At 35.7% G+C, this 14,933-nt stretch carries 9 protein-coding genes; 5 read left to right on the forward strand and 4 right to left on the reverse strand.

Annotated elements, in window-relative coordinates:
• Positions 1 to 46: 46 nt before the first annotated feature.
• Entirely contained in the window at positions 47 to 1,528 is a 1,482-nt protein-coding gene (locus tag K5V07_RS14165) for a helix-turn-helix domain-containing protein (RefSeq protein ID WP_221917991.1), read from the reverse strand.
• Between the two features lie 141 nt (positions 1,529 to 1,669).
• On the opposite strand from K5V07_RS14165, the gene aceB reads away from it, so the two are divergent.
• Both aceB and aceA read left to right on the forward strand, forming a co-directional pair.
• The gene (aceB, locus tag K5V07_RS14170) at positions 1,670 to 3,289 is read left to right on the forward strand and encodes a malate synthase A (RefSeq protein WP_221917992.1); all 1,620 of its coding nucleotides are present in this window, start codon (positions 1,670 to 1,672) and stop codon (positions 3,287 to 3,289) included.
• Positions 3,290 to 3,353: 64 nt separating this feature from the next.
• Positions 3,354 to 4,634: an isocitrate lyase gene (gene aceA / locus K5V07_RS14175; RefSeq protein ID WP_086453285.1), complete on the forward strand. Its 1,281-nt coding sequence runs from the start codon at positions 3,354 to 3,356 to the stop codon at positions 4,632 to 4,634.
• Positions 4,635 to 4,702: 68 nt separating this feature from the next.
• Here the strand turns inward: aceA and K5V07_RS14180 are convergent, their stop codons facing one another.
• A complete protein-coding gene (locus tag K5V07_RS14180; RefSeq protein ID WP_221917993.1) occupies positions 4,703 to 7,540 on the reverse strand; it encodes a sialidase family protein in 2,838 nt (945 codons plus the stop codon).
• Between the two features lie 202 nt (positions 7,541 to 7,742).
• Between K5V07_RS14180 and K5V07_RS14185 the strand changes: the two genes are divergently transcribed.
• From K5V07_RS14185 to K5V07_RS14195, 3 genes are all read left to right on the forward strand, one after another.
• Positions 7,743 to 9,035 (forward strand): aminopeptidase P family protein, encoded by a 1,293-nt coding sequence (locus K5V07_RS14185; RefSeq protein WP_221917994.1) that lies wholly within the window; start codon positions 7,743 to 7,745, stop codon positions 9,033 to 9,035.
• A gap of 330 nt (positions 9,036 to 9,365) precedes the next feature.
• Positions 9,366 to 10,166, forward strand: coding sequence for a TIGR00266 family protein (locus tag K5V07_RS14190; RefSeq protein WP_221917995.1), 801 nt, complete (start codon positions 9,366 to 9,368; stop codon positions 10,164 to 10,166).
• 211 nt (positions 10,167 to 10,377) lie between these two features.
• Entirely contained in the window at positions 10,378 to 11,160 is a 783-nt protein-coding gene (locus K5V07_RS14195) for an alpha/beta fold hydrolase (protein ID WP_221917996.1), read from the forward strand.
• Here K5V07_RS14195 and K5V07_RS14200 read toward each other — a convergent pair.
• Both K5V07_RS14200 and K5V07_RS14205 read right to left on the reverse strand, forming a co-directional pair.
• A complete protein-coding gene (locus tag K5V07_RS14200) occupies positions 11,157 to 11,828 on the reverse strand; it encodes an ATP-binding cassette domain-containing protein (RefSeq protein WP_221917997.1) in 672 nt (223 codons plus the stop codon). The two genes, K5V07_RS14195 and K5V07_RS14200, sit on opposite strands and share 4 nt — an antisense overlap.
• 300 nt (positions 11,829 to 12,128) lie before the next feature.
• Positions 12,129 to 14,906 carry a PD-(D/E)XK nuclease family protein gene (locus K5V07_RS14205; protein WP_221917998.1) on the reverse strand — a complete coding sequence of 926 codons (2,778 nt, stop codon included), beginning with the start codon at positions 14,904 to 14,906 and terminating at the stop codon, positions 12,129 to 12,131.
• Between the last annotated feature and the right edge of the window lie 27 nt (positions 14,907 to 14,933).

Below are 14,933 nucleotides of genomic sequence, written 5' to 3' on the forward strand. Positions count from 1 at the left end.
GCGAAATCTGTGTCTTATTTTACGTAATTACTTTTGAATTCTATTTTTAACTAAACTTCGCCATGTATTTCTGTACAATTGCTTCGGTGTTTTCATTCCTAATTTTTTGTTCCAATTGAATAGGAGGCGAAGCACGTTCTAAACAATCTTTTACCGCACAAGTTTCACAAGTAACACCTACAATTTGTTTTTTGAGCGACTCATTTTCGATGAACTTAAATTTTTTCTTCATTCCTGCTGTCATCAATATTCCAACAGAAATACTTCGGATACAATCTGTTTTAAAAGGATCTGGCGTAGCCGATGAAAAAACGAGATACTCATTTTTACTGTTTTCGTAACTAGAGATTTGGGCGTCAAAAAAGTGATTTTTACCCTGCTTTATTGATTCTTCAATCGTTCGTATAGAAACCCATCTGCGGCAGTAATGCTCGTTCATTTCATTAGCATGAGGTTCCTGCTGATTGGTGATGTGCAACTCTTTTTTTATTTGATAAGTATCTGTTCCTTTTTGGTGCGAAAGTCGTAAGAAAAACAAATTTTTGAGATTAAAATCCTTCGGTAAAATATTAGTCAAACGCTGGTAAAAAGACTCAGGAGAGACATTAAACTGGTTCATCAACTGAACCATTTGTTGCGGTTTAGGATTTTCTAGAGCTAAGAATACATTTAGTTCGTCTATAAGATGTTGACGCGGCAATAATAAAGCTCCAGCAAAATAAGAAGCGTAAAAATTATTCAACACTTGGTCAAAATTATCAAATTTTATCCAACTAAAAGTATACAATCGCTCCTTGATTTCCATGTAGTTGTATGCAATTTCTTTAGCTAAAATAAACGCTTTTTGTCCTTCATCAATATCATTTGATAGCAACAAGGTTTTACTAAAGGGTACAAAAATGGAACGTAAATCACCCAAAGCTTCGTGCTCTGTAAAAATCAACTCTTGTATGGTATATCCATATTCTTCAACAAGAATAGCCTTGAGTTCTGTGATAGAAATATTAGTGGTTAAGTCTACATGAAACGCTTTGCAAAACAAAAGAACTTTCCCCTCTAAATCTTCAAAATAATTATTGTGCGCCTCTTGATAAGAACGAAGTGCTGCCAAGAAAAAACTTTCTCTGGTAAGGTTATAGTGTTGCGCAATTTCAATAATGGTACTTATAAAAGCATTGACTTTAGCAGGTGCATTGGCAATAATATCAATTAAATCTGCCTCTTGAATTCCAAACAGCTCCAGCGGAATCTCTTTTAAAATCCCTGATTTTAATATTTCGCCAATAGGCGCTAAATTATTATCTAGCTTCAACGAAACCATGTGATCATAAGTAACATCTAATTTTTCAGCCAGTAAAATAATCTTATCGGTTTTAGGATATTTCTTTCCTTTCTCAATTTCGTTCAAATACGATTTGGAAAGCGCTGTGATTTTGGCTAAACCAAATAAAGACAAATTTTTAGCCGTACGTGCTTGCTTGAGTTTAAGCCCAAAAATAAGCTTGATATAATCTTTTTCTATGTTCATATCTCAAAGATAAGACAAAAAATATTTTCGCCAAAAAAAATATTTTTACATTTTAGCGTACGTTCGCTTTTTTTATTAAAAACTTTTTGTATCATTGCAGTGTTAAAAAATAATATTGACAACAAAAAAAGATAATTAGTTATGGAAACAGGTCAAAAAACAGAAATTAAAGAAATATATTCAACCAATATGTTAAATTTTTCAATAGATACTACCGAGCGTTATCCTGAAATTTTAACCGATGAAGCAATAACATTCCTTTCATTACTACATGAAAATTTCAATAATGAACGTTTGTTGTTATTACAAAACAGAATAAAACAACAAGATTTATTTGATGCAGGCGCACTACCTACTTTTCCATTGGAAACAAAAGAAATTAGAGAAAACAACTGGGAAGCAGCAACTACACCAGATGATCTAGCTGACCGAAGAGTTGAAATAACAGGACCTGTAGATCGTAAAATGGTAATCAATGCCCTGAATTCTGGCGCCAAAACTTTCATGGCTGATTTTGAAGACAGCACTTCCCCAACATGGAACAATCTTATGACAGGACAACAAAACCTGAAAGATGCCGTGAACAAAACAATTAGTCTTGAGGATCCTATAAAAAACAAAAAGTACAGTTTAAACGAAAAAACTGCCATATTGTTAGTTCGTCCCAGAGGATTGCATTTGCCTGAGAAGAATATTTTAATTGGCGGTGTACAAACTTCAGGATCACTGATTGACTTTGGACTATATGCTTTTCACAACTATAAAAAACTTATTGAAGATGGTACAGCACCTTATTTTTACATCCCAAAACTAGAACATTATCTTGAAGCAAGATGGTGGAACGAAGTTTTCCTATTTACGCAGGAGTATTTAGGAGTAAAAAAAGGAACATTCAAAGCAACCGTTTTAATCGAAACTATAACCGCCAGTTTTCAATTGGACGAAATTATTTATGAATTGAAAGATCATATTGTTGGTTTAAATTGCGGAAGATGGGATTACATTTTTTCATATATCAAAAAACTACGAAACAATCCCAATTTCATTGTTCCAAACAGAGATCAAGTAACCATGACAGCTCCGTTTATGAGTGCTTACTCACAACTGGTAATTCAACGTTGTCACAAACGTAACATACACGCTATAGGCGGAATGGCAGCACAAATTCCGATCAAAAATAATGAAGAAGCCAATACTATCGCTTTTAACAAAGTAATTGCCGACAAAGAACGTGAGGTTAAAAATGGTCATGACGGTACTTGGGTCGCCCATCCTGATTTGGTTCCGCTTGCCATGACTGTATTTGACAAATATATGCCTGCCAAAAACCAAATTGATGTAAAACGAGAGGACGTTCACGTAACCGAAAGCGATTTACTAGAAACTCCAAAAGGAACCATCACAGAGGAAGGCGTTCGAAAAAATATCAGTATTTCTGTTTTATACATTGCATCGTGGCTCAATGGCCAAGGAGCAGCAGCTTTGCATCATTTAATGGAAGATGCTGCAACTGCGGAAATTTCTAGATCACAACTGTGGCAATGGCTACAAAACAAGGTTACGCTAGATAACGGAAAACAACTAAACACCAATTACTACCATAAACTAGCCATGGAAGAATATGAAAAAATAAAAAAACTAGTTGGGGATGAAAATCATGAGAAACAAAAATACATTCTAGCGGAACAATTATTAGATCAACTGGTGGTAAACAAGAATTTCATAGACTTTTTAACCCTACCAGGATACAAATACATTTAAAAAACAATTGCAATAAAATAAATATCAATAAAATATTAAACACCATTTAAACCATACAAACACTATGAAAACTACCGAAACAAGAATTCAAGAATTAGTTGCAGACTGGATTTCAAACCCAAGATGGAAAGGCATTGAGCGTCCGTATACTGCTGAGGAAGTTGTTAAACTACAAGGTTCTTACCAAATAGAACACAGCGTTGCAAGACTAGGAGCTACTACTTTATGGAACAAACTTAATTCGCAAGATTTTGTGGCAGGACTTGGCGCACTTACAGGAAACCAAGCTATTCAAGAAGTAGAAGCTGGACTTGAAGCCATATACTTGAGCGGTTGGCAAGTTGCAGCCGATGCAAATGTAGCCGGCGAAATGTACCCTGACCAATCATTATACCCTGCCAATAGTGTTCCGCTTGTAGTAAAACGTATTAACAATGCACTCTTAAGAGCAGATCAAATACAAGTGGTAAACGGAACTACTGATAAAAAAGACTACCTAGTTCCTATTGTGGCTGATGCCGAAGCTGGTTTTGGAGGAAATCTAAATGCTTTTGAATTAATGAAATCAATGATCGAAGCAGGAGCTGCAGGTGTTCACTTTGAAGACCAGTTGAGTTCTGCTAAAAAATGCGGTCACCTTGGCGGAAAAGTATTAGTTCCTACGCAAGAAGCTATCAATAAATTAATTGCAGCTCGTTTAGCAGCTGATGTTATGGGAACGCCTACGCTTGTTGTTGCTAGAACTGACGCTGATGCCGCTAATTTATTGACAAGCGATATTGACCCAAGAGACGCAAAATTCATTACAGGAGAAAAAACTGCTGAAGGCTTTTTTTATGTGAATTGTGGAATTGAACAAGGAATTGACCGTGGATTGAGTTACGCACCGTATGCTGATTTAATTTGGATGGAAACTAGTAACCCTGATTTAGCATACGCCAAACAATTTGCAGAAGCTATTCACGCACAATTCCCAGGAAAAATGCTAGCTTACAATTGCTCTCCATCTTTTAACTGGGCTGCAAAACTATCTGTAGCTGAAATGGAAACTTTTAGAGAAGACCTAGCAGCTATGGGCTATAAATTTCAGTTCATCACATTGGCTGGGTTTCATGCCTTAAACACAAGTATGTTTGAACTTTCAAAAGCTTACAAAGAAAGAGGAATGGCGGGCTACTCTGAATTACAAGAAAGAGAATTTGCTCTACAAAAACACGGCTTCAAAGCGGTAAAACACCAAGGATTTGTAGGGACTTCTTATTTTGATGCGGTACAAAATACTGTAACAATCGGAAAATCAAGCACTACAGCCATGAAAGATTCTACTGAAACGGCACAGTTTTAAATATCTAAAGAACATAAAAAAACACGATTTCATATGGAATAGTGTTTTTTGTTTTTTGAGAAATGATATTATTTAGATTCAAAAATTTCTAGATCAGCCACTACTTTCTCTTTGGCTTTTTGAATGCTAACTTTGTTTACAGAAACGGGTAAATAATACTTTCCGTTTTTAGCTGCTTCCCATTTCATTTTTTTGTCTTTAGCCAAAGCTTTTTCAACAATTTCCTTTGGAACGGATAAATCATAAACCTGCTTGTTTAATCCTTTTTTGGCCATTACTTTTTGAGAAAAAAGGACTTCTTTATTGCTGTTTTCAATTTGCAACACCACTTCGGCATCTTCATTAGAGTAAAACCAAATTTCAGCTTTAGGACCTGTTGGTTTAGCCCAAGCACTCCAACTATTACCCCATTCTCTTGATTTTTTTATCTTTTTCAATTCAAAAATATGAATAGTAGAAGCTAAAACTTTGTCATTTATATTTTGGACTTGATCCAAATTAACTTTGTAAATAGAGCGCCCATGAGTTCCTATTACAAGATCTTTAGCTTTCTTTTGAATGACTAAATCATGTACCGCAACATTAGGCATTCCATTGGAGAAATCTTCCCAAGTCTTCCCTCTGTTTAATGAAACATATAGTCCATTATCAGTCCCTAAATACAATACATTCTCATTGTTTGGATCTTCTGCAATTACATTCACTGGACTTGCAGGAATATTACTTGCTATACTACTCCAAGTTTGTCCGTAATCATCGGATAGGTATACATAAGTTGTAAAATCATCATTACGATATCCGTTTAAGGTGGCATAAACGCGTTCTTTTTTATGTGTCGATGCAACTACTCTAGTTACCCAACGGTTTTGTGGCAAAGTTTCTGAGATTTTGTTCCAGCTCACACCTCCGTCTTTCGTCACCTGAATTAGTCCGTCATCACTCCCAGTGTATAACAACCCAAATTGCAAAGTACTCTCACTAATCGTGGCTAGTGTACCAAAGGCAACATTACCTTCCTTAACACCTTGGGTCAAATCTGGTGAAATTGCAGTCCAAGTTTGTCCTTGGTTCATAGATCTGTGCAAAAAATTGGACCCCATGTACAATATATCTTGATTGTGTGAGGAAAGCAAAATAGGCGTTTGCCAATTAAAACGGAATGGTTTCTCATCCTTCTTTGGCTTTGGAGAAATGTACTCTCTTTTGTTATTGGCACGATCTATACGGTAATAATTTCCAAACTGAAAACCTGTAAAAACAATATTAGGATTGCGTTTGTCAATTTGAGTTTGCATTCCATCACCTCCCATTAAATTTTCATAAGGATATTTTCCTGTTTGTAACCACTCCGAAGAAAATTGATAGTTGCTAGGTCCAACCCATACCCCATTGTCCTGCATTCCACCATAAATATTGTATGGTTCTTGCTCATCAACATTCACAGCATAAAACTGACTCACACTATGCGAATTGCCTTTGAACCAGTGTGCTCCATCATCATAAGAAATGTTCAAACCACCATCATTACCATTAATTAAGTGACCCGATTTATTAGGATTAACCCAGACAACATGATGATCAGCATGTACATTCTCTTCGCTAATGCTAGTAAACGTTTTCCCACCATCATCTGATTTAATTACCGGTACACCAGATAAGTAAATTTTATTTGCGTTACTCGGATCTACCGAAATAGCTGCAAAGTAATATCCATAAGAATAAAATAAATCGTCAATGAAGTTTTGGTGTGTTTTTGTCCAACTTGTTCCCCCATTTGTAGATTTATACACTTCGGCACCAATAACCTCGGCTTCAGCCAAACTATTAATGGATGCTAAAACTAATTTTCCGGCTTCACTTGGTTGCAAATACCCATTTTGAACCCAATGTTTGATGTTTTCAGCTCTGTATTTTTCGGTTAAACCATAGTTTTTCAGAATAGAGTTTAAGCTTTTATTGGGTAATTTAAGAAACTCATCTCCAGGAACAGAAAAGGCTGCTGGTAATGAATTGCTTTTTTTAGCGTCTAAAGGTCTCTTGAATTGGTTGTCCAGAACGGCATAAACTGTAGCATCATCATAAACGGCTAAGCCAATTCTACCTACACCTTCACCTGTAGGAAACCCACTTTCAGCTGTAGAATTCAATTTCCAAGTTGCTCCAGCGTCTTCACTTTTGTAAATTCCTGATGCTGATCCATTACCTTTAAAATCCCAAGCTTTTCTGTCTTTAGTCCATGCAGCAGCATATTGTATTTTAAAATTTTTTGGCGAAACAGCCACATCAATAATTCCTGTTTCGTTGTTTACAAAAAGTGTCTTGCTCCATGTTTTTCCACCATCTGTGGTTTTATAAATTCCTCTTTCTTCATTTTTAGTATATAAATGTCCCACCGCACCTACTACAATTTCATCAGGATTTACTGGATTTATCAAAATTCTACTAATATGGTGCGTGTCATGCAAACCCATATTTTGCCAAGTCTTTCCTTTATCCGTTGATTTTAATATCCCAATTCCAGCATACGAAGAGCGCGAAGAATTTACCTCTCCAGTTCCTACCCAAATCGTTCCGTTTTTCCAGTCTATCGCAATATCACCTACATTTTGTGTAGGCGCTGCATCCATAACCGGTACAAAACTCATACCGTTATTATTGCTATACCACAAACCTCCTGAAGCGTAACCTACATAAAATTCGGTAGGGTTTTCAGGATTTACATCTACATCAACTACACGTCCGCTCATAACCGTTGGGCCCACATTTTGTAGACTTATGTTTTTAAAAAGCGATTGTTCTTGCAGTTGTTTTTTGGATACTAAACTATTTTGAACTGCCTCAGGAGAGACTTGTGCAGAGGCAACGGTTTGCGCAATAAAGGCAGCTAAGAGTATTCCTTTTTTCATAGAGTTGGATTTTGATGCCGAAATTTAAGGATAAATCAACGGACCAAAAAATTTTATACTCTAATTAACACCTGTTTCTCTCAAAGTTAGTATTTTTGAATAATCAATAAAAAATATGGACTGACATCCATTTGTTTTAAATTAATGAGATAAATAAGCCATTCCAATTACATTTCACACCCATAAAAACAAAACTCAACTCATGAAATACCATCAAATTGACCGCGATTTATTTATAAAAAACAGAGCGAAATTCATGGCTCAAATGAAGCCAAAAAGTGTTGCTGTTTTTAATTCGAATGATATTTACCCCGTATCGGCTGATAGTACTTTGCCTTTTGCACAACACCGAGACATCTTTTATTTGAGTGGTGTAGACCAAGAAGAAAGTATTTTACTGTTATTCCCTGACGCACCTTATGAGCACCAACGCGAAATGGTTTTCTTGAAAGAAACTAGCGAGCACATTGCTATTTGGGAAGGTGAAAAACTAACCAAAGAACGTGCTTACGAAGTAACTGGAATCAAAACCGTGTACTGGTTACAAGATTTTGAAAAAGTGTTATTCGAAATGATGACGCACGCCGAAACTATTTACATCAACACCAACGAGCATTACCGCGCCACCGTAGAAACCGAAACCCGCGAAGCACGATTTGTAAAATGGTGGAAAGAAAAATATCCTGCACACGCCGTTGCCAAAAGCAACCCTATCCTGCAACGCCTTCGTTCTGTAAAAGAAAGCGAAGAATTGGACTTGATCCAAAAAGCCTGCAACATTACTGAACTTGGTTTTAGACGATTATTACCTTTTGTGAAACCAAACGTTACTGAATACGAAATCGAAGCCGAATTGATTCACGAATTCATCCGCAACCGCTCTCGTGGTTTTGCCTACACACCCATTATCGCATCGGGCAACAATGCCAATGTTTTGCATTATATCGAAAACAACCAACAATGCAAAGCAGGAGACTTGATTTTGCTTGATGTAGCTGCTGAATATGCCAATTATTCTAGTGACATGACGCGTACCATTCCCGTTTCTGGGCGTTATACAAGCCGTCAAAAAGAAGTTTACAACGCCGTATTGCGTGTAAAAAACGAGGCTACTAAAATGTTAACCACTGGCACACTTTGGAAACAATACCACATCGAAGTGGGGAAAATAATGACCTCAGAATTACTAGGTTTAGGACTTATTGACAAAGCCGATGTGCAAAACGAAAACCCAGACTGGCCCGCTTACAAAAAATATTTCATGCACGGAACCTCACACCACATGGGGCTAGACACGCACGATTATGGTATTTTGACCGAGCCAATGCAAGCCAACATGGTATTTACCGTTGAGCCCGGAATTTACATCCCTGCCGAAGGTTTCGGAATTCGTCTTGAGGACAACATCATCGTTCAAGAAAACGGCGAACCTTTCAACATGATGCGCAACATTCCTATCGAAGTCGAGGAAATCGAAGACCTCATGAACGCATAACTCCTCTTTCCCATCCATAACAAGCAGTCTAGCGCAATCTAGGCTGCTTTTTTTTTGAGGAGCAGTATATGTAATTTTCAAAACCACAACCTGTCCTGCTGTCCGTTCTATTCCCGCTTAAAAAACTACGGCACAAAAGCCTTGTTTTTTATAAGCAGGAGATGCCACTGCCATCAGGGCTAAAAAGTTCGCTCTATTTCCAAAACCACAAAATGTTAAAACAATTCTAAAGTTGTAACGTTACAAAACAGTCAAAGACTTATTCTTAAAACCGTTATCAGCAACAATTAAAATATTAACTAGAAAAAAAAACTAAAAAACATAAAAATCATGCAAGCACACGAAATTGATTACCACATTTACGGCGAAGAAATGCAATACGTAGAGATCGAACTAGATCCTCAGGAAGTTGTCGTTGCCGAAGCCGGAAGTTTTATGATGATGGACAACAACATCCAAATGCAAACCATTTTCGGTGACGGATCAGGACAAGAAAACGGATTGTTCGGCAAACTTTTAAGCGCCGGAAAACGAGTACTTACTGGAGAAAGTCTCTTTATGACCGCATTCATCAACCAAAACAACACCAAAAGTAAAGTTTCATTTGCCTCTCCTTATCCTGGCAAGATCATCCCAATTGATCTGACGCAATTTGGCGGTAAATTTATTTGCCAAAAAGATTCGTTTCTGTGTGCAGCCAAAGGCGTTTCAGTAGGAATCGAATTTTCTAAAAAACTTGGAACTGGGTTATTTGGTGGAGAAGGTTTCATCATGCAAAAAATTGAAGGTGACGGAATGGCTTTTGTACACACCGGAGGAACATTAGCTAAAAAAGAATTAGCCGCAGGCGAGGTACTAAAAGTCGATACTGGTTGTATTGTAGGATTTACAAAAGATGTAGATTATGACATCGAGTTTGTAGGCGGAATCAAAAATTCTCTTTTTGGTGGCGAAGGTTTGTTTTACGCTACACTGCGCGGTCCAGGCACAGTTTATATTCAGTCCTTACCATTTAGTCGCCTTGCCGACAGAATCATTGCATCGGCACCAAGAGCAGGTGGAAGCAGCCGTGACGAAGGCAGTTTACTGGGCGGTTTAGGCCGATTAATAGACGGTGATAACAGATTTTAATACTCAAAGGCTCTCAGAAATGAGAGCTTTTTTTGTAAACATATAAGTCATATAAGTATTGTAATGAAATGAACAATTGAACTTATATGACTTATATGTTTATTTTTAAATTGCAACTATCAGCAATATTCACCCAAAAAAATTTAAAACTTAAATGGCTAATATGTTTTGAAAAAAATTAAAGCTTTAGCTTTGCATAAACATTACAAAATTGAAACAAATCCTCTTTAAAAAAACCACTATTTCCTATACTGACGAAGGAAAAGGAACAGCCATTGTTTTACTCCACGGCTTTCTGGAAAACAAAAACATGTGGGATTTTTATGTCCCAGAATTGGCGCAAAAAAATCGTGTTATTAGCATTGATTTATTAGGTCATGGCGCCACAGAATGTTTGGGATATGTGCATACCATGGAGGACAATGCCGATGTAGTTCATGCGGTTTTATCAGAATTGCGCATTCGCAAAGCTATTTTCGTAGGGCATTCTATGGGAGGTTATGTGGCTTTGGCGTTCGCCGAATTGTATCCAGATACTATAAAAGGATTGGTTTTACTCAACTCAACCGCAAGAGCCGACAGTGAAGAGCGCAAAAAAAATCGGGATCGTGCTATTAAAGCCGTGAAACACTCTTTTGTAAATTTCATTTCTCTTTCGATTGCTAATTTATTCAGTGAAAACAATAGAGAGCGACTAGCTGCAACGATTGAAAACGTTAAAAAAGAAGCGCTTCAAACGCCCTTGCAAGGAATTGTTGCCTCACTAGAAGGTATGAAAATCAGACAAGATCGAGAAGTATTGCTACATCTTACGCCGTTTCCTAAACTTTTAATTTTAGGCGAAAAAGATCCTGTTTTGAATTATGAAGAAACCAAGGAACAAATAGAAAACACAGCGGTACAACTTATCACTTTTCCTGATGGACACATGAGTCATCTAGAAAATCAAAACGAATTATTAGCTGTTCTATTGTCTTTTTTTAAAAGTATTTAGAGCATACCAAATTTTAAATATCCTTTTTCGACGAGTTCGTTTTTATCTTTTAAATGATGCATTTTCCCATCTTTCATTAATGCCAGTTTGGTAGAAATTTTGATTACATTTTCATAATTATGATCGGTGATCAAAATGCCTTTTACAGCAGACATGGTCGTGATTAATGCATTTATGTTTTCAACCATAATGGGTGACAAGCCGTTGTAAGGCTCATCAAGCAGTACAAATTTTGAATCATTGTTCAGGATTAATTTAATTTCTAGATACCGCAATTCCCCACCAGATAAATGTTTGATTTTTTTACCCAACATAGATTGTATCATTGCATCTTCGCAAAAATCTTTTACTTTCTCTTTGGCAATGCTCAATTGAATGGTTTTTTGCACCGAAAAAGAATTTGGAATAAAAGAATCCTGAGGTAAATAGCTGATTTCCTTTAACAGCTCACTTGTTTTTGACAGCACTTTTCCACCAACCCGAACAAACTTAAAATCAGCTGGTTCTATCCCGAAAATAATCTTCAATAATGTAGATTTACCAGAACCATTTCGACCTAAAATCCCGAGAACAGAACCCGTTTCACATTTCAAATACACATCCGAAAGGATAATTTTTCCGTTGTATTGTTTTTGTACACTATCTACTTCTAAAATACTTGTTGCCATAGCAAATTCAATATGAGGTTAACAGCAAGAATGAAGAGCATCGAGACGAAAAAATTAATGAGGAATCCATAAACAATCAACTGAATTTTTGAAAGAACGTTGTTGTAATAAAACAAGTATTCGTTTTTAGCATTCACCTCTTTAATCAAAAGACTAATAAAAAATCCAAAAAACAAGAGCACATATTTAAAGGTTTCAAAACCTCCAAAAACCGCTGCCAAAGTACTTATAGCGACGTTTATGGCTAAAGTACTTTTGTAAAACTCGAAACAATTAATTAGCTTTCTGATAGTAGTTGAATTAAATTATTTTTTCTTTGAAAGGCGTATTCACATCCAAAATTTCACTTAATAAAAGTACCAATTGTTCCAGATAATTTCTCAAAATATCATCGGTGATACTACTATTGACAGTTTTATCTACTTTAAAATTAAAAGGTAAAAAACCTGCTTTTAGATTTTTAAAAGAGATAATACCTGCTTCGATGGTTTTTCCTTTTGCTTCCGTTTCGTACATGTACGCGTATGCAAGCACCTGTATTATTTTATCACTTTTAATATCTTCAATGAGTCCGTTCCAAGATTTTAAAGTCACATTGGCTTTATCCACTTTTCCCGTTTTATAATCGATGATTCGGATGTTTCCATTGCGCTCTTCGATTCGGTCCACATTTCCTTTTATCAATACTGGAAAAGGCAAATTCGGATGATGCAAAATGCGCTCAAAAGTTTGTTCTAAAGCAATAATTTTGATGGCATCTCCATTTTTGATATTTTCTAATTCTACTTTCAAGAAATTAGAAACATTACGTTTGGCTACTTCAAACGCTAATAAATTCTTTCCTTTTTTGATTTCGCCTTCCTTGTACACTAATTTAAATTGCTTGAGAACCTCATCATCTATTTGTTTAAAACAATTTAGAATATCAGTTTCTGAAATAAATTTATTAATAAAGGGTTCGTATAAAACACGTAAGGTCTCATGAATAATGGTTCCCAGGGTATTCAAAGCAATATTTTCTTCCACCTCTTCCACTTCGCTAATGCGTAGGATCTTTTGGAAATAAAACTGTATCGGATTGCGGATATAACTGGTTAGAGCAGAGGGTGAAAATCCTTTTTCCGCAATTTCTTTCAATCGCAGCATCACACTTTCTGATTTAGGAATTACAATAGGTTGGTACGCCGTATCGGGTAAAACCGCATTGTAAATTTCATGAGTAATGGTGTGATTTTTTTGCTTTTCTACTTCCAGTTGTGTGATAAACCTACTTTTTTCACCAGCATCCAAACCTTCACTTTCGGTGTTATACAACAAGTAAATAGTCTTGGCACGCTGCAACAAATGATAAAAATGATAGGTGTAAATGGCGTCTTTCTCCTTAAAAGTTGGCAAACCCAACTCTCTTTTCACATCATAAGGAATAAAAGAATTCTGAGATTTGCCAGCAGGGAATTTACCTTCATTCATAGAGGTGACGATAACAGTATCAAAATCCAAAACCCTACTTTCAAGAACTCCCATAATCTGCAAACCATGTAGTGGCTCTCCCTCAAAGGACACTTCGGCAAGATCAATAACCTGCTTATAAATAGAATATAGCGTTTCTATTTTATCAATATGTTCGTGTTTAGAATAGTAGTTAATTAGTTTATTAATCACTTTAAAAATAGCGAAAACAAAGGCCTTCGTGATTTTTTCTTCCTCATTATCGTTGCTTAAATTCTCTTTAATGGTTTGCAATAATTTAGAAATTGTTTCTAAAACAGGAATCGATCCGTTTTCCCATTTTTGAAATAATAACAGAAACAATTCACTAGGCTCAACTTGCAACTCCATCAATTTATGATGGGTGATAAACGTATAATTATTTTGATTGATAATTTTTACGAGCGCACTTGTATTTGCATACGGTTCCACTAATGGATGTGTTAGAATATCCAAAACATCTTTATAATATAAAACGTAGCTTTTAGCATTTCTTGAAAGTGCATTGGTATGCATTTTAAATAATTTACTTATCAATATTTGAGCTGGATTATTCTTGCTGGAATAACCCATTGTAATATTTAAAGCGCCAACACTTGATGGTAACGAATATAAAAGTGGAACTAAAAGATTCTCATCTCCAAGTACTACAGCTACTTTATCAAGTTTACCAGCAGCCTGAGATGTTATTGATTCAAGGATTACATTTTCTATAATACTTCCCGCAATTTTAGCTTGACCTATCGTTTTGGGTGTACCAATGAAATGAATGTTTTTAGTTTTAGAAAAATCATCAACTATCCATTCAAAAGGATTTACCTTATAATGTTTCCAATTTTCTTTAAACCTTCTCACAAAAAGTCCTGCATCATGATACGGGTCATTGAGAAAAGTTTGATCTACATCCCAAAAAATTTCAGCTTGTTCACTTGCTATAAGGTGTTGAATTATTTTCTCTTCGGCAGCATTTAATGCATTAAATCCCGCAAAAAGATACTTTTTATTTTGAACACTTTCCGAAAAATGAATTAAATTAAGGACTGCTTCTCTATAAATTAATCCTTGATAACCAATCCCTTTAGTCAATAAATGTGCATATAGCGATTGATAATAATGTGGTAATAACTTCCAGAAATCAATATATTTCTCTAATAAAGTCGTTTTATTCTCCACCTCAATACCCCATTTTTTGATGTCCTCAATATCTTTCAAATAGGACAATACATGTGCTGGATCAAGTAAATACCGATCAATTTCATTAAAATCTTGCAATAAGGTTTTGGCCCAATTGGCAAATAACTCAAAGCTCTGTTGGTTTGTTTTATCAGTAACTGACAAGTATACTTCATAAAATTCAAATAACAACTCAATAGGATCAATAGTACGAATACCTGCAATGTCTTGAATAAAATCCTCTATGCTGATAATGTCTGGAGAAAAAACATTTGAAGTCACCTGACGTTTTAAAGCTTCAATAAGAAATATTTTAGCTCGTTTATTTGGCAGCACTATAATTGTATCCGAAAAACTAGTTGCGTATTTTTCTATTAAAACTGTAGCTATTTTATCTAAAAAAGTAATGTTTGTCATTTAATAAAAATAAAAAAAACGCCCCGA

Source organism: Flavobacterium sp. CHNK8 (genome assembly GCF_019774515.1).
GTDB classification, from domain to species: Bacteria; Bacteroidota; Bacteroidia; order Flavobacteriales; family Flavobacteriaceae; genus Flavobacterium; species Flavobacterium tiangeerense.

Excerpts from the sequence above, each read along its gene's own strand:
- K5V07_RS14165 (WP_221917991.1), bottom strand. The coding sequence starts at position 1,528 with ATGAACATAGAAAAAGATTATATCAAGCTTATTTTTGGGCTTAAACTC.
- aceB (WP_221917992.1), top strand. The coding sequence starts at position 1,670 with ATGGAAACAGGTCAAAAAACAGAAATTAAAGAAATATATTCAACCAAT.
- aceA (WP_086453285.1), top strand. The coding sequence starts at position 3,354 with ATGAAAACTACCGAAACAAGAATTCAAGAATTAGTTGCAGACTGGATT.
- K5V07_RS14180 (WP_221917993.1), bottom strand. The coding sequence starts at position 7,540 with ATGAAAAAAGGAATACTCTTAGCTGCCTTTATTGCGCAAACCGTTGCC.
- K5V07_RS14185 (WP_221917994.1), top strand. The coding sequence starts at position 7,743 with ATGAAATACCATCAAATTGACCGCGATTTATTTATAAAAAACAGAGCG.
- K5V07_RS14190 (WP_221917995.1), top strand. The coding sequence starts at position 9,366 with ATGCAAGCACACGAAATTGATTACCACATTTACGGCGAAGAAATGCAA.
- K5V07_RS14200 (WP_221917997.1), bottom strand. The coding sequence starts at position 11,828 with ATGGCAACAAGTATTTTAGAAGTAGATAGTGTACAAAAACAATACAAC.
- K5V07_RS14205 (WP_221917998.1), bottom strand. The coding sequence starts at position 14,906 with ATGACAAACATTACTTTTTTAGATAAAATAGCTACAGTTTTAATAGAA.